At 46.9% G+C, this 19006-nt stretch carries 15 protein-coding genes, 1 tRNA gene and 1 pseudogene; 4 read left to right on the forward strand and 13 right to left on the reverse strand.

What is annotated here, in order from left to right:
- Positions 1 to 18 precede the first annotated feature (18 nt).
- Positions 19 to 95 (forward strand) — tRNA-Met (locus tag ACJAYR_RS10785).
- A gap of 100 nt (positions 96 to 195) precedes the next feature.
- Here ACJAYR_RS10785 and ACJAYR_RS10790 read toward each other — a convergent pair.
- On the reverse strand, positions 196 to 852 hold the full coding sequence (locus ACJAYR_RS10790; RefSeq protein WP_415236607.1) for a hypothetical protein: 657 nt from the start codon (positions 850 to 852) through the stop codon (positions 196 to 198).
- A gap of 103 nt (positions 853 to 955) precedes the next feature.
- On the opposite strand from ACJAYR_RS10790, the gene ACJAYR_RS10795 reads away from it, so the two are divergent.
- The 3 genes from ACJAYR_RS10795 to ACJAYR_RS10805 are packed head-to-tail and all read left to right on the forward strand — an operon-like array spanning position 956 to position 6265.
- A complete protein-coding gene (locus tag ACJAYR_RS10795) occupies positions 956 to 5833 on the forward strand; it encodes a DEAD/DEAH box helicase (protein ID WP_415236608.1) in 4878 nt (1625 codons plus the stop codon).
- A complete protein-coding gene (locus ACJAYR_RS10800) occupies positions 5834 to 6022 on the forward strand; it encodes a hypothetical protein (protein ID WP_415236609.1) in 189 nt (62 codons plus the stop codon).
- Between the two features lie 57 nt (positions 6023 to 6079).
- Positions 6080 to 6265 carry a hypothetical protein gene (locus ACJAYR_RS10805; RefSeq protein WP_415236610.1) on the forward strand — a complete coding sequence of 62 codons (186 nt, stop codon included), beginning with the start codon at positions 6080 to 6082 and terminating at the stop codon, positions 6263 to 6265.
- A gap of 53 nt (positions 6266 to 6318) precedes the next feature.
- On the opposite strand, the gene ACJAYR_RS10810 is transcribed toward ACJAYR_RS10805, so the two are convergent.
- From ACJAYR_RS10810 to ACJAYR_RS10865, 12 genes and pseudogenes are all read right to left on the reverse strand, one after another.
- Positions 6319 to 7464 (reverse strand): hypothetical protein, encoded by a 1146-nt coding sequence (locus ACJAYR_RS10810; RefSeq protein ID WP_415236611.1) that lies wholly within the window; start codon positions 7462 to 7464, stop codon positions 6319 to 6321.
- A gap of 99 nt (positions 7465 to 7563) precedes the next feature.
- Entirely contained in the window at positions 7564 to 7791 is a 228-nt protein-coding gene (locus ACJAYR_RS10815) for a hypothetical protein (protein ID WP_415236612.1), read from the reverse strand.
- Entirely contained in the window at positions 7788 to 8021 is a 234-nt protein-coding gene (locus tag ACJAYR_RS10820) for a helix-turn-helix transcriptional regulator (protein ID WP_415236613.1), read from the reverse strand. The genes ACJAYR_RS10815 and ACJAYR_RS10820 overlap by 4 nt, the downstream gene beginning before the upstream one ends.
- 108 nt (positions 8022 to 8129) lie before the next feature.
- On the reverse strand, positions 8130 to 8816 hold the full coding sequence (locus tag ACJAYR_RS10825; protein ID WP_415236614.1) for a hypothetical protein: 687 nt from the start codon (positions 8814 to 8816) through the stop codon (positions 8130 to 8132).
- Positions 8817 to 9229: 413 nt separating this feature from the next.
- Positions 9230 to 10384, reverse strand: a complete 1155-nt coding sequence (locus ACJAYR_RS10830; RefSeq protein WP_415236615.1) for a tyrosine-type recombinase/integrase — start codon at positions 10382 to 10384, stop codon at positions 9230 to 9232.
- Positions 10385 to 10876: 492 nt separating this feature from the next.
- Positions 10877 to 12027 (reverse strand): annotated as a pseudogene (locus ACJAYR_RS10835) (IS3 family transposase).
- Between the two features lie 253 nt (positions 12028 to 12280).
- Positions 12281 to 13363, reverse strand: coding sequence for an alanine/ornithine racemase family PLP-dependent enzyme (locus tag ACJAYR_RS10840; RefSeq protein ID WP_415236616.1), 1083 nt, complete (start codon positions 13361 to 13363; stop codon positions 12281 to 12283).
- Positions 13360 to 14559, reverse strand: a complete 1200-nt coding sequence (locus tag ACJAYR_RS10845) for a DUF1611 domain-containing protein (protein ID WP_415236617.1) — start codon at positions 14557 to 14559, stop codon at positions 13360 to 13362. Before ACJAYR_RS10845 ends, ACJAYR_RS10840 begins: the two co-directional genes overlap by 4 nt.
- Before the next feature lie 248 nt (positions 14560 to 14807).
- Positions 14808 to 15158 (reverse strand): hypothetical protein, encoded by a 351-nt coding sequence (locus ACJAYR_RS10850; protein ID WP_415236618.1) that lies wholly within the window; start codon positions 15156 to 15158, stop codon positions 14808 to 14810.
- An 836-nt stretch (positions 15159 to 15994) separates the two neighbouring features.
- Positions 15995 to 17305 (reverse strand): magnesium transporter, encoded by a 1311-nt coding sequence (locus ACJAYR_RS10855; protein ID WP_415236619.1) that lies wholly within the window; start codon positions 17303 to 17305, stop codon positions 15995 to 15997.
- Positions 17302 to 18144: a magnesium transporter MgtE N-terminal domain-containing protein gene (locus ACJAYR_RS10860; protein ID WP_415236620.1), complete on the reverse strand. Its 843-nt coding sequence runs from the start codon at positions 18142 to 18144 to the stop codon at positions 17302 to 17304. The genes ACJAYR_RS10855 and ACJAYR_RS10860 overlap by 4 nt, the downstream gene beginning before the upstream one ends.
- The gene (locus ACJAYR_RS10865; RefSeq protein ID WP_415236621.1) at positions 18134 to 18982 is read right to left on the reverse strand and encodes a mechanosensitive ion channel family protein; all 849 of its coding nucleotides are present in this window, start codon (positions 18980 to 18982) and stop codon (positions 18134 to 18136) included. The genes ACJAYR_RS10860 and ACJAYR_RS10865 overlap by 11 nt, the downstream gene beginning before the upstream one ends.
- Positions 18983 to 19006 lie beyond the last annotated feature (24 nt).

Here is a 19006-nt window from a genome sequence, read left to right on the forward strand (position 1 = left end):
TATAACAACCAAGACAACCGCGGGGTGGAGCAGCCCGGTAGCTCGTCAGGCTCATAACCTGAAGGTCGTAGGTTCAAATCCTACCCCCGCAACCAAATTTATCATAACAATATCAATTGTTTACACGAAAAGCCCTGAACTCATCGTTCGGGGCTTTCGTCGTTCTGGAAGCAATATGGAAGCAGATGAAATGCGTTAGGCGATGATGTGCACTTTTGGGTAATCGGTGCAATCATCTTCGAACGGCTTTGTATAAATGAGTTCGACTTTGTCGCCTAAAATATTCTTTGCTTGGATTGAAAGCTCAAAGGCTTCTTCGTGAAACTCTACCCAATGTTGTTTCAGATCACGCAATGGGTCTTGATCTTGAAAAAGAGTTATTTTGTGAAATTTTTTGCACCAGACATCATAAAAAAGATCATCGAGATTGTTCAATGCCGGAGCATCAGGGCAATAATTGTAAAATGCAGTTGATGATCCTTCCAAGTTCCATAAATAAGCGTCCCCAAAATCTGCCATAATTCTAAAGAATGCTGGAAATCTTGGCGGGATTTGAAGGTGGGTCGTCTTAAATTCTGTACCCTTTCTTGCAACCTTTAACGGGATCCTATTGATGCTTATACAGTGTTTGTTGCCAATATAGGTCCATCGCCTTTTTACTTTGAAGTAATCTACTTTAATATCGCGTGAAATGAGAACCCTATTAGGCTCGCGATAGAAAAGGTTGAGCCGTTCTTCTTGTTTTACCACTCCATGACATTGATCTGAGAATTCGTAAAAAGGTCTATCCTCTTTATCAAAAAAATCTAAAGTGAGAATATTGTTGATGACTGGATCAGCAGTTATTTTCATTTCTCCAAACCTCGTCTATTCTCCCATTGACCTTTCGATAATCTTAATTCGATAATAGGCGTAAACAACTACTACTTTCAATAGCGTGTTGCGGGGGATGGCCATGTCGGCTTTGCATTCAATTCTAAAACGGTTTCGGGATGGCTCTAAAACGGAACGGGAAAAAGGAACTTATTTTGAAGAATTGGTTCGCGCCTATTTCCAGTATGATCCAATGCAGGCGGGGCAGTATGACGCTGTTTGGTCGTTTGCCGATTGGGCAAAGGAATTTGGATATCCCGGTGCTGATACTGGCGTAGATTTGGTGGCGCGGATCCGTGAAGATCAAACTTTTTGCGCTATTCAGTGTAAATTTTATGCGGAAGATCATCGCATTCAAAAAGGGGACTTGGACACATTTTTTGCAGCGTCTGGTAAATCCTATTTCACCCGAAGGATTGTCGTTGATAGCACCCGATCAGAATGGGGAAAGAATGCACTTGAAACATTAAATGATCAGGCAGTTGAAACCCTGCGGATCAGTTTGGATGATTTAGAAAAAAGCCCGATTGATTGGACAATCTTTGATCAAAAGCGACAAGTGCAACTGTCTGCCAAGAAAGAATTGCGGGATCATCAAAAGAAGGCCCTTGAAAAAGTAAAAGAAGGTTTGGCGGTTGCGGATCGCGGTAAACTGATTATGGCCTGCGGAACCGGTAAAACCTTCACAAGCTTAAAGATAGCAGAGGAATTGGCCGGAAAAGGCCATAGGGTGCTGTATTTAGTGCCATCGCTAGCATTGATGGCCCAAACCATTCGCGAATGGTCAATGGACGCCACAGCGCCTTTATTGGCGTTTTCGGCTTGTTCAGATGTTCAGGTTGGTAAACGTAAAGCCAGCAAAGATGTAACAGCCGTTAATATTCATGATCTGGCCTATCCGGCAACAACCAACTCGGAAACACTGGCGGAAAAAGTGGAGGCGCAACATTCCACAGATCGAATGACAGTTGTTTTTTCAACTTACCAATCCATTCAAGTCTTGTCAGAGGCGCAAGCCAGTTTCGGAATGGGGGAATTTGATTTAATCGTTTGTGATGAAGCACACCGGACAACAGGGGCAACCTTAGCGGATGAGGACGATTCCAATTTTGTAAAGGTTCACAAACAAGAACACATCAAAGCAAAGAAGCGCCTGTATATGACCGCCACGCCGCGTATTTATAGCGATGCAGTTAATTCGGCGGCTAAAGATGCCAATGCGGAATTGGCCTCAATGGATAACGAAGAACTTTTTGGTGAAACCTTGCATACGATCAGCTTTTCCGAAGCGGTCGAGCTTGATCTCTTAACGGATTACAAGGTCATAGTTTTGGCCGTGGATGAAGGGACGGTCAGTGCCGGTGTGCAGCGCCGCCTGTCGGATGAAAATTCTGAATTGAAGCTGGATGATGCCACAAAGATTATCGGCTGCTATAAGGCACTGACAAAAGGCGATATGCAGGACGAAGCTGGCGTTTCTAAGGACCCCATGCGCCGTGCTGTCGCTTTTTGTAAAGACATTGCAACTTCGAAGCTCGTCCGGGATGAGTTTGGCGCGGTGGTTGAGGAATTTTTGGCCGAACAGGAAGAGCCAAACCTCTTGAAGTGCGAATTGGATCATGTCGACGGAACTTATAATGCAAAAGAACGTAATGTCCTTTTGGATTGGCTCAATAGTAACGATGATCCACAAACATGCCGGATATTGAGCAATGCGCGATGTCTGTCCGAAGGCGTTGATGTTCCCTCCCTTGATGCCATCCTATTTATGCACCCGCGCAAAAGCCAGATTGATGTGGTCCAGTCTGTTGGCCGGGTGATGCGCAGAGCGCCGGGTAAGCAAATGGGTTATGTGATCCTGCCCGTTGGCATTCCGGCCGGGGTCACACCGGAGGAAGCACTCAATAATAATGAAAAATACAAAGTTGTTTGGCAGATATTGAATGCTTTGCGTGCCCATGATGATCGCTTTGATGCCATGATTAATAAAATCGGCCTTGGTGTTGATGTATCCAGCCAGATTGAAGTCATAGCTATTGCCAATACGCTGCCAAACAGAACGCTAAAAGCAGATGAAGGGGCGAACATCGGCAACGGAAGTGATGCAGGCGAGCGTGAACAGGCGGGCTTGCCAAAAGAGGAAACCAGCGATCGGCAATGGAAATTGTTTGAAGATGAGTTTTCTAAAGCCATTATGGCAAAGATCGTCAAACGATGCGGGACAAGGGATTATTGGGCTGATTGGGCATCAGATATCGCCCGGATTGCCCAAACTCATATAAGCCGGATTACAGGTGTTATTGCAAAAGAAGAAAGTAGTGAAAAGAAAGCGTTTGACGCTTTTCTGGATGAATTGCGCGATGATCTGAATGATAGCATCACGCAAGATGAAGCCATTGAAATGTTGGCGCAGCATGTCATCACCAAGCCGGTGTTCGATGCGCTTTTCGAAGGATATGACTTTACCAAGCACAACCCTGTTTCCATTGCACTTCAAAAAGTGTTGGATGTTTTGGATGAGCATAATCTGGAGAAAGAAAGCGAAAGCCTTCAAAAGTTCTATGCCAGTGTAAAAATGCGAGCGGAGGGGATCGACAGCGCGGACGCCAAGCAAAAAATCGTTGTCGAACTGTATGACAAGTTTTTCCGTAATGCCTTCCCGCGTATGACAGATCGTCTTGGCATTGTATATACGCCGGTTGAAGTGGTCGATTTTATCATTCATTCAGTCAATGAATTGCTGCAAAAAGAATTTGGGCAAACCCTTGGCTCCAAAGGGGTTCATATTATTGATCCGTTTACGGGGACCGGAACTTTTATTACGCGGCTTTTGCAGTCGGGCCTGATTAAACCCGAAGAACTGGCACATAAATATGCCCATGAAATCCATGCCAACGAGATTGTGTTGCTGGCTTACTATATCGCGGCCATTAATATCGAAGCGGTTTATCATAGCATAGCAGGAGAAGACTATACGCCGTTTGAAGGGATCTGTTTAACCGATACGTTCCAACTTTATGAAAAAGACGATTTGGTGAGCAATCTGCTTGCGGATAACAGCGCCCGCCGCAACAAGCAAAAAGATCTGGATATTCGGGTCATTATCGGCAACCCGCCTTATTCATCCGGACAAACCAACGCCAATGATAATAATGCAAATGTTGCTTACAACGGACTTGATGAAAGCATTCGAACAACTTATGCGGCGCACACAAAGGCCACGAACAAAAACGCGTTATATGACAGCTATATTCGGGCCATTCGTTGGGCTAGCGATCGATTGGCGAAAAGTGGCAGTGGTGTTGTGGGGTTTGTTACTGGAAGCGCTTGGATTGAACGCGCGTTTGCAGATGGAATGCGGAAATGTTTGGCAGAGGAGTTTAGCTCTCTTTATGTTTTCCATTTGCGGGGAGATATTCGTAAAAACATGCTGAGCAAGGGGCAGGCGAAAGAAGGTGGAAACATCTTTGGCTCTGGAAGCATGACGGGCGTTGCCATTTCATTTTTGGTTAAAAATCCTGACCAAAGTGAACAAGGAAAAATTTATTTCCATGATATCGGCGATGATTTAGGCGGTAACGATAAGCTAGCCATCATTCGGAACTTCAAAGATGTTTCAGGGATTGAGGAAGCGGGAGGTTGGGAGGAAATTGTCCCGGATCAGCACCATGACTGGTTGAACCAGCGAGATGAGAGTTTCGACCAATTTATCAAGATTGGAGATAAAAAGGTTAAGGGAGGCTTGAATTTATTTAAAACGTTCTCAAGGGGGATCGAAACCGGCCGAGATACATGGTGTTACAACGGGTCTAGGCGGAAGCTAAGTAATAATATTTTGGAAACCATCCTTTTTTACAACAGTGAGGTAGACCGTTATCAACAATCAGGTGAAACCCAAAAAGTGAAAGATTTTGTGAGCAATGATCCAACAAAAATCAGTTGGAGTAGCAGTCTTTTGCCTAAAGTTGAAAAAGGGATAAAGGCCGATTTCAAAGACACTCGGTTGGTTCGTTCCGTGTATCGGCCTTTTGCTAAAACAAACTTGTATTATGATCGCACCTTTAACCATCGCGTAGGGCAAATGCCCCACATTTTCCCAACCGGAAATGAAGAAAATCGGGTGATAGCATTGTCAGGCGTTGGCTCAAGAAATGGTGTTTCAATATTAATGAGCGATCAACTACCAGACTTAAATATGTTGGAGGCAGGGGCGCAATGTTTCCCATTAAAACTCTACGAAAAAACTGAAGATAGCTCTGAAGCTGATTTGTTTTCCGGTGATGGCGATGAAACTGGGTACAAAGTCAAAGATGGTATCACCGATGAAGGGCTGACTCATTTCCGGTCGGCCTATCCGGGTGAGGAAATAACCAAAGAAGATCTGTTCTATTACGTTTATGGTCTGTTGCATTCGAAAGGGTATCGCAAGCGGTATGCGGATAATCTGTCAAAGGAATTGCCGCGCATACCCGCCGTCAAGAAAACAGAGGATTTTTGGGCCTTTGTTGAGGCAGGACGCAAACTTGGCGATTTGCACGTGAATTATGAAAATGTTGACCCATACAAAGTGAACTTTAAAGAAGGAAGTTTGCTGTTTGGAGCTGCATCACCTGATGATTTTCGGGTCACGAAAATGAAATTTGGCAAAAAGGGCAAGGAAACGGATAAATCTGTCGTTATTTACAACAGCAAAATCACCATGACTGATATTCCGTTGGAAGCCTACGATTATATTGTGAATGGCAAGGCTGCTCTTGAATGGGTTATGGACCGTCAGGCGGTCAAGACGGATAAGGCCAGCGGCATCGTCAATGATGCGAATGATTATGCTGTCGAGACTGTTGGGGATCCGGCGTACCCACTTAAACTGTTCCAGCGTGTCATTACCGTTTCGTTGGAGACTATGAAAATCGTCAATGCGCTTCCGAAATTTGACCCGCAAATGAAAGAGGATACATAAATGTCAAAGCCGGATGAGTTTCAATTGCATGAAGCCTTGCATATGTCGTTGTTTCTTGGGGAGGCTGTTGAAAGTCAATTGATTGCTCACACTTTTGTAAAAGCAAATCCGGATTGCCTAGAATTGGCAGAGAAGGCCAATGATGCCTTGTTAGAGCTTTATCAGTTGATTGGCGCCAAAAGAGAATAGAGCCCCTTAAATGGGCTTAATTTTGGCGATTTGAAATGGCGGAAGTAGGAGAATTTAATGGGCGATGAAGATTTTGTAAGAATTGTTCATGGCATTCCGGTTCAGTTCACGCCGAAAGTGCCGCCACCCCCGTCAGATGATGCAACCGCAGAATTGGAAGAGTTGTTAGGTGCGACCGAAACACCTGACAAAAAGAATAAGCAATCTAGGGCGGCAAAGAAAAAACCGCCAAGCGACGCTTGATGGCTTCCTCCGGGAATTGGGTGCCCAGCGGCTAACACCGCTCATAGCTCCTCTCAGGGCGATATGAAGATATACCTCTCCTTGGCCTTCTCCATCTTTTTGTAAAAATGATCTTTGCCATCCCCGAGCGCTCCATTGAACGTTTTATGCAGTTCTTGCTTCAGCTTGGTGGGCCGATCATCTTCCAGATCCAGTAAGGACAAGTAGGTGGCCCCAAGCCCGACTAACTGACCTTGTAGCATTTCTGCCTGTTGGGCCTGTATGACCTCTTTAACAGCGGTTGGCTCGGCATTGCAGGCCATCTCAAACAGGTCTGTTTGTAATTCATGTCGAACTTTGTCCCAGAGTGGATCATTGGGCCAGCGAGCCCGGTTTCGATCCGCCGTTGGGCAGGTGTAGCGGATGGAGCGTAAAGTCCAGTCCATCAAATCTCCAAGCTTGTTGTCAAAATCTGCCCATTTGCTGATTGACCATATATCTTTCAGCAACCTTTTCCCTGCCCGAAGTTCAACACGCCAAACCTGTGATGAGCTTTTGTCACTTGGATTTAGGGGCGGTAACCCTTCTGCACGTCTGTTTGCATTCCAGATTTCCCACCATTCCGCTTTCTTTTTGGCAATGACTTCAGCTCGCTTGTCATAGACGACAAGTTGTCGTCCTGGCATCTTGCCAATGCGAACGCCCGTCACCCGACCAGACCGACCGCTTGTCTCCATTTCCCGGTTATCAGTTCTGGTGGCGTTGGAGTGCATGACAAAGTGATCCGGAACCAGTTCAAAGTCTGGCATGAGAAAATCCAGACAGTAATCCACGCGGCCAATGCTTTCCATGCCCGGCCTGTAAGGAGCGCCAATGGCCTCCAAAAAGTCGAAAAGGCGCGCCCGAACGCCGCCCAAGCCATAAAGGGCAAGGGCAAGAGATTTAGAGGAAACCCGAATACCCCATTGATCCTTGTTGGAACTGGGTTTCTTAAAGAACCATGTGGCCCCATCAGGCCCAGTATCTACTCGATAGGCAAAGCCGCCTTTGCCGCCGCTGTCGGAGACAAGCATGTATTGTCCGCCGCATTCTACCAACTGTGGTTGGTGTATTGATCCAGCGGCCTCTTTTGCCTTTTCCAGTTCAGCGGCAAAGGCTGCGGGGATATGTGTTTCAAAAGCAATGTCGAGGTTATCAAAACCTTTATGTACAATATTCATATTTTACTTTCCTTGACGCAGATGTATTTCCAGAGGGGGGTGTTACAAAACCCCCCGCCTAACGGAGATACGCCGTTGTCATTTTGTTAAATTGTAAGATTAAGAAGTGCATCCCTGCGGGATGCGGTTTGTTTGTGGTTGCGCGTTCCGCGCAACGGTGGCGGTTTGTGTTTTGGGGTCGGGAAGGGGATCAGAGTTCCATTTTGAAGCGCTTCTGTCTGCCGAAAGGGGGAGTTGGGAAGATGAGCGGCGATGCTGCCCATCTTCCCGGCCTTCCGGCCCCAAAATGCCTTGCGGTACCGCCAAGCCCGCAAGGCCAAAACTCAAGCGCCTGTCATTTGTGATGTGTTGTTAATGATCCGCGCTTCGATCCAATCGTTGATATCGCGGAACCGATAGCGGATGGATCTGGAAGAAACTTTTACATAGTTCGGCCCGCCGCCACGCAAGCGCCAGTTTTGCAGTGCCCGCATGGTATAGCCCATGAACGCCGCAGCTTCTTTTTCTGTCATTAGCCGGTCTTGGCTGGGGGTGTTGTTCGTATTCATATCCTGCATTGAAAAATCCTTTCATCAATTATGCTTCGATGGAGGAACTGTGCAGGAAGGATGTTGGTATTAAAATTGGTAAGAAAGAGGTTGGTTTTTTACCGGTATTTTTACCAACTATTTTTCTTTGTTGAACAAGGGGCTGATTGTTTTGCGAATATTCTGATCGCTTAAGCCCGTCTTTGTTTCTTTGTCGTCTGGATAATGCTTTAAAACCCAATCACGGATCATCGGGCATTGCGAGTTCATGGATTGAGAGCGGTTGATCTTTCCGTCTTTATCCAAGGCTTGAAAAGCGAAGATAATTTGGTCTTTGCGCGATGGTCTGCCTTTGGGCGTTGTAATGATTGCCGCATCCGGGGTTTCTGTAATCCACTTGACCGGGGTTAATCGAATGGCATCCATTTGAAGGCCATTGGCTTTTAAAGTGTCATCCATCCAGTCGCTTTTAATAGCCCAAAGATCGTCCGGGACCTCTTGGGCTTGTGCATCGGCTTGGCGCGGAAATGAATAGCCGTATGCTAATACTTTGCGGTCTCTAATGTCGACTATAATAGCTTTTTGAATTTTGGCTTTTAGATCTTTCGCGTCTTTGAGTGGCGTTGACGCCTCTTTTAAACTGTTTGTTATTACATCGCCGCTGGGTTTGCCCGATTCCAATTTTTGCGCGATCGTAGTGAAGATATTTCCAAAGGAGCCTTGCTGTTGAAGGTCACTTAATTGAGAAAGCACTTCCTTATTCCCAAAACGGTAAATGGCCTCGGAAAGCGGAATTCCTTTTTTCCAAATGTCATTGGGTTGCATACGTACGGATCCAAGAAAAGCGACTACAAGTTACAGCGTAAACGTCATGTTTAGCGGATGAGTCAGCAAGAGTCACCCGGAATAAGTGTTGATAATTCGACTGTACGACGTTGTTCGCAAAATTGTTTAGGCGAATGAGTCAATGGGCGAAAAGATCAGGGTTTCCGTAGGTAAAAGCGGTCGCCTTTAAACAGTTCTGGAAAATCTCGAAAAATTTCATATTTACATAGTATGAAATGGTCGACACAAAATCGCTGGCTCTATTTAGCAACTGTCGTGACATGGTGCTCAACAGTCTATTGGTTGTTTGAGCCAAGCTTCTGGGTTGCCGTTTGCGTTTTCGCTCTGTTTGCTATCTGCATGAAAGTTCATACTGATCTTGAAGAGCAACGAGAGCAAAATGAAGGAGGCGGTTAGCCTCCCATCAACGCTGCAATGTCTCCCGAAACCTTATCTACAGACACCTGAACCGGATCGTCCGCTAAATGGGCGTAGCGGGCTGTTGTCTGGACCTGTGAGTGCCCAAGTACCTTTCCGATCATCGGGAGGCTTTCCCCGCTGCCTACGGCAATAGAGGCAAATGAGTGCCGCAAATCATGAATACGAACATCTTCAATCTTGGCCGCCTTGCGAATGCGCCGCCATGGCTTCTGCATGTCCGTCAGATGGCTTCCGGCCTTTTTGCCGGTAATGACATAGGGATTGCCATCAATGCGCTCTATGCCCTTTAAAATGGCTTGGGCGGCACTGCCAAGGGGCAGGCGCTTTGCGCCCGTTTTGCTGTCTGGCAAATAAGCCACATTGCCCTTGATATAATCCCACTTTAACGTCTGGATTTCTCCAAGCCGTGCACCGGTCAATATCAAGAGGCGAATGCAGTTGATAGCCGCTTGCGGCGTATCCTTCTCATTCTCCAACTTGACCAATGTTTCGCCAAGCCGCTTGAACTCTTCCGGGCTTAAATAGCGCTCCCGTTTCTTTTCTTCATATTTTTTGACATGTCGGCAAGGGTTGGATCCATCTGGACGAATGTCCCAGACTTCTGCTTGATTAAATAGAACGGACAAAACGCCCAACGTGCGATTGGCCTGATAGGGCTTGTCTCTGTGCTTGTGATGAAGATCGGCAATCTCAGAGCGGGTGATATCTTCTGCTAAATCCGATCCAAAGGCCGGGCAGATAAAAAGATCAACGCAGCGGCGATATTCCTTTGCGGTGCTTTCCTTGCAAAGGGTGGGCACGTAATCGCGCATAAATTTCTCACAAAGCTGGGAAACTGTTAAAGCGCCCTTTTTTCGCTTTGCTTCTTCGGCGGGGTTCTTGCCCCGCGCAACGGAGGAAAGAAGCTCTCTGGCCTCTGTCTTGGCTTCCTCGGCGGTAACGGTGCCAAAGCGGCCCAAGCTTTTACGGCGTGTTCTGCCTGCCTGATCCCGATACTGAATGAGAAAAGATTTGCGCCCTGTCGGCATTACCCGAACGCCAAAACCGGGCAGGGTGGCATCCCATACGAAATAATCCTTATCCGATGCATCAAGTGCGTCTATCGTGCGTTTGCTTAGTCGTGTCATGTCGCTTCCATTTCTCAATTTGGAAGCATTATGGAAGCAAATGACAGCGAAAGACAAGATATTTTTTGAACCTTTAGAGTAAAAGGAAATCAAAAATACTCAATATAATCAGTACTATGTAACGCTTTATGTGTCACAATGAATTATTATGAACAATTACACAAACTAACTCATAACCTGAAGGTCGTAGGTTCAAATCCTACCCCCGCAACCATATTTAAGGGCTCGTCCTCATCAGAGGGCGGGCCCTTAAACGTTGTACGGGGATTGGTGAATGAACCTCTTCAGGGGCCCTACAAGCGGCAATAGCCGCGCAGGTGGGACAAACTCAATCAAATCCTACCCCCGAAACCAAAATTACCAAACAATATCAATGGATTAATGGAAATATATCGAAGTATCATCGATCTAGTTTTGTAGATTGGGCTACCATCGGGCTACCAATGTGATGCTTCGAGTGCTTTAAGCTTAGTTTGAGATGCCCCTATTTTGCTAGACACCTAGGGACTTCCATTTTTTCTGTTTCTCGAATTCGATAGGCGACAACATTCCGTTGTTACCATGCTTTCTGTTTGGATTGTAAAAGAACTCGATGTAATCAAACACATCCTGGCGAGCCTCTTTACGGGTTGTATAGGTCTTTCGTCTGATCCGCTCTCGCTTCAGCAATTGAAAGAAGCTCTCGGCAACGGCATTGTCACAACAATTGCCCCGACGGCTCATACTAGCTTCCTAATTATGAGCCTTCAGAAATTTTTGCCACTTATAACTGGTAAACTGACTCCCTTGATCAGAGTGAAGGATCACTTTTGACTTTGGCTTTCGCCGCCAAACGGCCATTAAGAGTGCGCTCAACACTAGATCCATTTGCATTCTGGATTGCATCGACCAGCCAATAATCCGGCGCGAATACAGATCAATGATAACGGCAAGATAGAGTCAACCTTCGTGGGTTTTTATGTAGGTAATATCCGCCACCCAAGCTTGATCCGGCTTCTCAACATAAAAAACCCTGGCCAGATGATTGGGCGCAACAACAGCAAGTCGCCCCCCATAGAAGCCAGCCTTACGTTTATAGCCAATTTGCGCTTTAATGGCGGCAAGACTTGTTAGCCAGGCTACTTTGTTGAGGCTACATACCTCTCCAAGAGATCTCAGGTCATCATGCAGTTTACGGTAACCGTAGACACAACCGCTTTCCAGCCAAGCCTGTTTTAACAGGTCAGTTAGCCGCAAATCATCTTTGGCTTTGTTGCTCAAAGGTTCTTTAAGCCATGCATAAAACCCACTGGGGTGAACTTTGAGAAGGCGGCACATCGGGCGAACACTGAAAACAAAACGGTGGGCCTTGATAAAGGCGTACTTTACTTGGCATCTTTTGCGAAGTACACCGTTGCCTTTTTTAATATATCCCGCTCCTCAGTCACCCGCGATAGTTCAGCTTTTAAACGGCGGATCTCAGAGGTCTGATCAACGTCTCGTTGACGCTCAGGCTCCGGCTTATGATACGTCATCTTCCAGTCATAAAGTGACTTCGTGCTAATACCCAATCGATTGGAGACTTCTTTTACCGAATATCCGCGTTCTGTGATTTGAGCGACCGCATCGCGTTTGAATTCTTCTGTGTGGCGAATACCTGACATGATCTAAAGCTCCTTGCTTCATTTTTAAACTGCAAGGTGTCTACAAATTCAAGGGCATCTCAGTTTTGCAGAACTAAATGGCAAATTACCGGTCTTTTTTGCCTGATAGCCGTTTAGGCTGTCGTCACTTGCGAACCCCGCGAACAAACTAACGTCGTAACTTTAACAGGTTACGGCGTTATATCGTTAACGTCGCCCGCGTGCGGAAAACCGTCTGCAACCAGAAGGGCTACCACAGGGATACTTTCGGTGTTTAGGGCGCCAGCGCAATTTCTTTCGTCAGTAACTGCTTGGCGACGAAAGGGGAGGTCATGGCGCGGATTAAGGCACTGTAATTGAGTTGGAAGTGGGTTTCGGTGCCGATTGGCATTGTATTTCGTCCAGAATCTACAATCAGGTGATCACTACTTGATCCAAGAATTTTAATCCCGGATGGCGGGGTCAGGCCTTCAGGATCGCAATCCATATGCCCCAAAGCAAATATAGCCTGTGAGATATGCCCGCTGTCGCGTATTGGAGTTGCTTTGCCAAAAGCTGTTTCAGCGACCTCTCCCCAAGGCTGAGATGGTTTGATTTTTGACTCAATGACTTCTGCGACGAGTGTGATCGCGTCTGTATGGAGACCTTTGATTGGTTGGCGATAAAGCGGCTCACATCCGAGAAAGATCGCTTCTCCCAGGCGAAGGTTGTTAATCCGGCCGGTATTGGAGGCATTAAGCAGCCACTGAAGATTACTCGAATTACCCCCGGATACAATTGATATAATAGGTCCGAAAGTTGTGTCTATTGCATTTGCAAGTGTGGATAGCTCCGCCATATTTTTCTCATCTGGCGCAACCCCGCAACGGCAGGCCAGATTAGTACCGATCCCTTTAAACAAGATATTCGGAAAGCGCAGGGTTCGACGGACAACCTCTTCAAGATCGTTTGGCATAATGCCTTCGCGCAAATCACCAAGCTCAACCATCAATAGGACGCCGTGAGAAAGTCTCATTGCCTGCGCTGATTTAGAAAGCTCTGAAATAACATCCAGTTCGGTGTTGAAGCTGACGTCTGTATTTTTGACGACCAGATCCGCCTGGCTGATCATTGGAGAGCGGATAAGGGCCATCGGTGCTTTTATGTTGGACTGGTGCATGGTTTGGATATTTTTAATCCGCGAGTCTGCCAGGCCGTTTACCCCGGCGGCCAACAATTCTCTGGCGATGCTCGGTAATCCTAACACTGCTTTGGTTACAGCGGAAACCGAAATCCCGCGGTATTTCAGCAAATTAACCAGAACTTTTGCATTGTGGTGCACTTTGGAGAGATCAATTTCCAGCCGTGGGGCCGTCAATTTGTGATCCCAACGGCCTTTTTTCTGAGGTGAGGGAATGATGTGAGTACCATTTCAACTAAATGATCAGGTGATCTCGTCAGTGCATCCGTTGCCGGAATAGCAAGTTCGTTTTCAAAATGTATGATTGCAGCGTCAACTTCGGCTTCAGACATATTCTCGTGGTTTATCGTAAGGCCAATGACCTTCGTATCGGCAAAGGTCTCGATCAGGTTAATCTCGCGGGATGGGGTTGGCATTGGTAATTGGTCAAAGTCACATCGGTTGATGCGTCCAGGAGCATGTTGAAGCACGACACCGTCAGGACAGGCCCCCCGCAATATGAAGGATGAGGTTGAGAATGCCGGATGACTGAGTGCTCCCTGACCCTCGACAATTATGATATCCGGACTTTCGGCTTCGAAAGCTTCAACGAGTGTGGCTTCTAATTCACCGCAACAAAATTGGGACGGGACAGCGTCGAGAGCAATGCCATATCGCGCGCCTTGAATTAAGCCGGTTTGTCCTGTGCCAACCATTACTGCCTTGACACCATATTCGTTAAGTGCCCTTGTCAGGATTGTCGCAGTAGTGCGCTTGCCGATTGCACAATCGGTGCCGAGCACAGCAATGCGAGGACAGGTGACCTTTGCGATCGCGCCACTAAACATACGAAGGTCTTTTTTGTCACGTGGTTTTCGAATGTCGAGAATTGTAACATCGTAAGTGAGACAAGCTGCGGCAAAGATCGGATCGTCATTGAGGAATTCATGCAGGCCACTTACAATATTCATTCCATGGCTCATGGCTTCGATTACGAGAGTGCGTTCATAAGCCGAGAGCATACCGCTTGACGGTGCCATGCCATATATAAAATAGTCAGGCAAGTTTTCAGAGAAGAACAATGCTTCAGCGAGATCGCGGTAAATAGGAATTCCGTTTGGTGCATCTCCGAGTGTCATGCTGGCATCAAAACCGGCCTTTTCACTGTCGATGACTGACAGGATTTTATATTTCTCCGAGTGCCGAACTAATCCGTTGGCCGTTTTACCGTCAATAGCACCAAAATTCCCTTCACAATAGACGATTGCCGTCTTGGTTATTTTTGGCAAAGCATGTGTCGGAGATTTGAGATCTGCTTTGATGCCCTTTGTAATAGCGGTTTGGGTTTTGTGGGCGGATGGGGAACTTTGATCGAGAGATATTGCGGAAGGCATATTGTTTCCTTGAATGTCACTTAGCACTGGCAACGGGATCGTGCTAGCAAAGCAACTGCGATTTTGCAGATGTATTAGCGGCGCAGGTAATTGTCGCCGCACATTTGTTATTTGCAATGTGCGATTGGTCGTAAAAGTTACAGAAGACGAGCGTGAGCAGCCCTTTAATAAAGTCGCGTCTTTATTAAAGGGGCTAATAGGGCATTAACGTTTGCTTTTTTTAAGAGCTGCGCTTGGACCAGTAAATACTAGGTTTTTTCTTTTAATGCGATCTGACAGGCTTCTGCAAGTGCTCGATCTGGCCTCTCAGCTCCCAAGGGCGTCGCCCAACCGGCTTTCTCAACAATTCCCCGTCGTTGATAGTTGTTGGCTTCTTTCAATTTTACGAGGACATCCATTGAATTCGCATCGCGTTTGGAATTTTGAAGGCAATAAGGCAAAAGTGCCTCAGTAACAGCTGTTGCCGAGCTCTTGCTTGACATTTGTAGGGCTGCATTCGCTGTGACCCAGCCACCCCAGTTAAACCCCACTATAGCCAGAGCAATAGCACCGGTTCCTGCACCAATCAAGGCAGGTTTCGTCCATTCAGGGATTTGCATAATAAGTCCGATCTGTATCAGGACAGGCACGCAGTGTCGCGTGCAAGTATTAATGTTATAACACACAGTCGTAAATAACGCGCATGGTTTAACGAAGTATTTTTCAAGTCAGATTGATTTGTTTCAATAAAAACTGGCTGGGACGCCATTAATTTAGCAAATATTCTTACACCGAAGCGCAAGTAAACTTGCCTTTATGTCCCCGCAACTAAGCAAATCAACGGCTTGTCGCAAAAAAAAGCTGAGCCGTTTTATTGTTCGCGGTCTTCGGTGCAAATATTCGTGCTGGACGTAGGGCGGGGAAAAAAAGCAAAAAAAATATAAACAGAAGGACTGCCAAAGGGTTACTTTGGGTGCAGATTTGATCCTTCGGAAAGAGGTATTAAACATACCTTTGACAGGTTACGGCCAAAGGGGCTTCTGAGCACCGGCTAAACCACATGGACGCTAAACTCTATCAGCAACCAAGAAAATGCCCCGTTGTGTCTACGATGCCGCAGGGTCAGCGATCAGAGGTTGATTTAACAGCGGAAGTGGTGTGGGCGCATGGTGAACGAAAAATGAGAGGAAATCCGTCAATAATCTGGTGGCGCCGAAAACGGTTTTGCTGGTAGTGACACACGGTTTTACCTGTCACCGAGCGAAAAATAATGAGCACAATACCCAAAGCCGATAAACGAATTCTGTTCAACAACGCTCCTATAAAGGTGAGCATTACCATATTGTGCGGCCTTTGCGATTAAACATTTCCAATTTTGGTCGTATATGCGGTGCGATGTCATTTTAGAAGCTGGCTAGCGTACAATAACTAAGGATTAGTCCACACAGGCAGTATTTTACTGCAAGAATTGCATCATTAATGAAGCAATGCCGAGAAACGCGAAGAAGCCAGCGACGTCTGTAACGGTGGTTAGGATGATTGAGGATGATGTGGCAGGATCTTGACCAAGGCGTGTGAGCAACACGGGGATCAACGCGCCAGTAAATCCTGCCGCGATCATGGCAATGACCATCGATGACATGATAACAGCGACCAGGCCTATGGATTGACTCCAGATAAAAACACCGATGCCACAGGTGATTGCTATTGCTACTCCGTTTAGGAAACCGGCAATCACTTCCTTGCGGACGACCCGCGCCCACTGTCGCACTGTAATCTCTCGCAGGGCCAGACCGCGCATCGTAACGGCAAGGGCTTGCGCACCAGTATTGCCAGATTGCCCCGCGACAACCGGTAACAAAACAGCAAGAGCCGTAACTTGAGCAATCGTTGCTTCAAAAATCCCAACGACTGACGCTGCTAAGAATGCGGTTAGCAGGTTTATTTGTAACCAGGGCATACGCTTTTTTACGGTGAAAAAAGGACTTGAAAGCGCCCGCTCTTCTTTACTGGCACCTACCATGGTTTGTAGACCCGCAGTTGCATTCTGTTGGACTGTTTTGGCAATATCGGTATGCGTAACCGCCCCAAGGAAGATACCGTCAAGGTCGACCACTGCAATATCGAGTACGTCTCGGTTTTCAAAAAGCTGGGCCACGATGCTGAGAGAGTCAATTGGACGAACCACTGCGACAATCGGCGTTTCCATTGATCCAAGTACCGCGTCTTCAGGTGCAAGTGCTGCGTCCTGCAGCGAAACTTTACCGGTGAGGCGCAGGTTATCATCGACAAGAAACAGGCTTCTCGCAGTTGTCATTCCACCTTTGCGTAATCGTTTCAAGGCATCTGCGACCTTCGCATCGCGGCGGAATGTCCAGACCGAGGTGTCCATAATTCGTCCAGCGGTATCCCTTGGATAAGACATGATTGTTTCAAGGTCGCGGCGGATCGTGTCGTCAAGGCGAACAAGTCGCTCAGCTCTTTCTTCTTGGCTTAGATGGCCGAGTACTCTTACAGCTGCCGGTGGCGGCAATTCAGTCAGCAATTCATCCGCCATGCTATCGGGCAACGCCCGTAACAGCCTTGAGGCCGTATCCGGGGTTATTTTTAGAATAGCGGGAATAAGTACTTTTACGGGTTGGCGGGTAACGGCGTCAATCACTTCTGCCGCAGGAAGCTCTTCGATTTTTTTTGCGACGTCGCTTGGATAGTCAAGAAAAAACCGGCGGTTCAGGTTGTCTGCTGGGGTTGCCAAATAGTCGGTCATGGACGTTTCTCCTCAGCTGATACCTTCTGAGTTTCAGTAACGATCTTAGCCAATCCATTTATGCTTACGAGAAAAGCATCGAGTATTGATGCCGCAATTGACTGGTTGAAACGTGTATTTTCCACGGGTTGAACCTGTAATGCGTCCTTTGCTGTTTTCCTTAACAATACACCTATTGTTTGGTCCTGACGGTTGATCACGGGAAGCTCGCTATAATCGACCCACCCAGAAAGATCATGAACTGACAATAAGGTCGAGCGGGCTGATATTCGGGCGACGCCTAGATCCATTATTTTGCTCAATAAAGTGTCTGGTGGGTTTTGCAAAAGATCGCGTGCTGAGACCGCACCAATGAGTTTGTAGTCAGCACCTATTATATGAATGATATTTGATTTGGTTTTTTTGGACTGTCGAAACAGTTCCATTGCGTCTGAAACCATGTGCTCCTGAGTGAGGGTCATGATAGCCGTCGTCATATGCGCGCCCACGGTATCATCAGGGTATTTCAGGGACGTCTCAAAGTCCGTGCGAAGTTTTTCTGGAAGTGCCAACAAAATGCGCGAGCGATCTTTAATGGCAATATTCCGTAAAATAGCCGACGCATCTCGATAATCAATCTGTCCTAAAGAAGCGGCGGCACTTACAGCATTCATTTTGGTAAGAATAACAGCGGCCGACCAAGGGGGCATTGCTGCCAGAACAGGGGCTGCGAACCGGGCAGGAATTTCATCAAGAAACTGTGCAGCATCTGTCGCTTTTAACGAGGCGAGTTCTCGGCTGGCAGAGAGTGGTTTTTGTTCTAGGAAGGCCAGCGTTAATGGAGAGAAATTAGACATCATCGTTCCCTTCCACGGAAGTCAAGATTTCGATAATCTGGTTATCAATGATGCGTGCTGGCAAGAGCATGCGACCGGTTGCAGTATCAAGCGCAATGTGAGCCTCCGTAACCTCCAGAATATCACCTTCAATATCCCCAATTCGGACCTTAAGGCCAGGCTGTAGAGTTCCGCGTGCTGTTCGAGCGCCAATCAGGTTGCGTACATGTTCCTGGGCTCCGAGGCCAAAGGCAATAGAAAATCCGGCGATTGAGGCCCCGGTGACCACTGTCAGTAAGGTAATTAAAAAAGAAACTTTTACACCAAATTGGTCAAGACCGATTATCAGAGCTGTTACGAAGATAAAGCCCTGGGCAAGTCGGCCAACGAAAATGCTTTTGCTTGATGTTTCTTCACCGGCACTAGAGGTCACCAACTTGCCGACATATAGGCTTGCTATATACCCAAAGGCAATGATGAAAATACCGAGTACGAGGTTTGGTAAATAGAAAACTATTTCATTGAGCCAGCTGGATATTGCAGAGAAGCCGGCCATGCGCGCTGCAACAGTGATTGTCAAAAACAGAATAATCCAGAAGGTCACCTCAGCCACAATTGAGGTTACAGGCGCGGTTAGGCGAATAGTTGACAGCGTCCCTTTTCGAAAGACGCGATCTAGCAATCTGTTTACGGTGTTGGGGAGGCGCCTTACAAGGTCGCGCACGATGCGGGCGAGAAACCACCCTGCAATGGATATCAGTATCGCACCTAGAAAACCCGGTGCTATGTCCATGATGCTAGACGTGGTTTCAGCCGCCTTTTCTCCAAAAATCGAAACCCATGATGTGCTTGTCTCTGTCATCTTTCGTTCCAATCAAAAAATTCG

The organism is Sneathiella sp., assembly GCF_047631475.1.
Lineage (GTDB): Bacteria > Pseudomonadota > Alphaproteobacteria > Sneathiellales > Sneathiellaceae > Sneathiella.

Bases quoted from the DNA above. Each gene is read 5' to 3' on its own strand.
- ACJAYR_RS10790 (WP_415236607.1), bottom strand. From the start codon at position 852: ATGAAAATAACTGCTGATCCAGTCATCAACAATATTCTCACTTTAGAT.
- ACJAYR_RS10805 (WP_415236610.1), top strand. From the start codon at position 6,080: ATGGGCGATGAAGATTTTGTAAGAATTGTTCATGGCATTCCGGTTCAG.
- ACJAYR_RS10855 (WP_415236619.1), bottom strand. From the start codon at position 17,305: ATGACCGACTATTTGGCAACCCCAGCAGACAACCTGAACCGCCGGTTT.
- ACJAYR_RS10800 (WP_415236609.1), top strand. From the start codon at position 5,834: ATGTCAAAGCCGGATGAGTTTCAATTGCATGAAGCCTTGCATATGTCG.
- ACJAYR_RS10830 (WP_415236615.1), bottom strand. From the start codon at position 10,384: ATGACACGACTAAGCAAACGCACGATAGACGCACTTGATGCATCGGAT.
- ACJAYR_RS10865 (WP_415236621.1), bottom strand. From the start codon at position 18,982: ATGACAGAGACAAGCACATCATGGGTTTCGATTTTTGGAGAAAAGGCG.
- ACJAYR_RS10825 (WP_415236614.1), bottom strand. From the start codon at position 8,816: ATGCAACCCAATGACATTTGGAAAAAAGGAATTCCGCTTTCCGAGGCC.
- ACJAYR_RS10845 (WP_415236617.1), bottom strand. From the start codon at position 14,559: ATGCCTTCCGCAATATCTCTCGATCAAAGTTCCCCATCCGCCCACAAA.
- ACJAYR_RS10850 (WP_415236618.1), bottom strand. From the start codon at position 15,158: ATGCAAATCCCTGAATGGACGAAACCTGCCTTGATTGGTGCAGGAACC.
- ACJAYR_RS10795 (WP_415236608.1), top strand. From the start codon at position 956: ATGTCGGCTTTGCATTCAATTCTAAAACGGTTTCGGGATGGCTCTAAA.
- ACJAYR_RS10860 (WP_415236620.1), bottom strand. From the start codon at position 18,144: ATGATGTCTAATTTCTCTCCATTAACGCTGGCCTTCCTAGAACAAAAA.
- ACJAYR_RS10810 (WP_415236611.1), bottom strand. From the start codon at position 7,464: ATGAATATTGTACATAAAGGTTTTGATAACCTCGACATTGCTTTTGAA.
- ACJAYR_RS10820 (WP_415236613.1), bottom strand. From the start codon at position 8,021: ATGCAGGATATGAATACGAACAACACCCCCAGCCAAGACCGGCTAATG.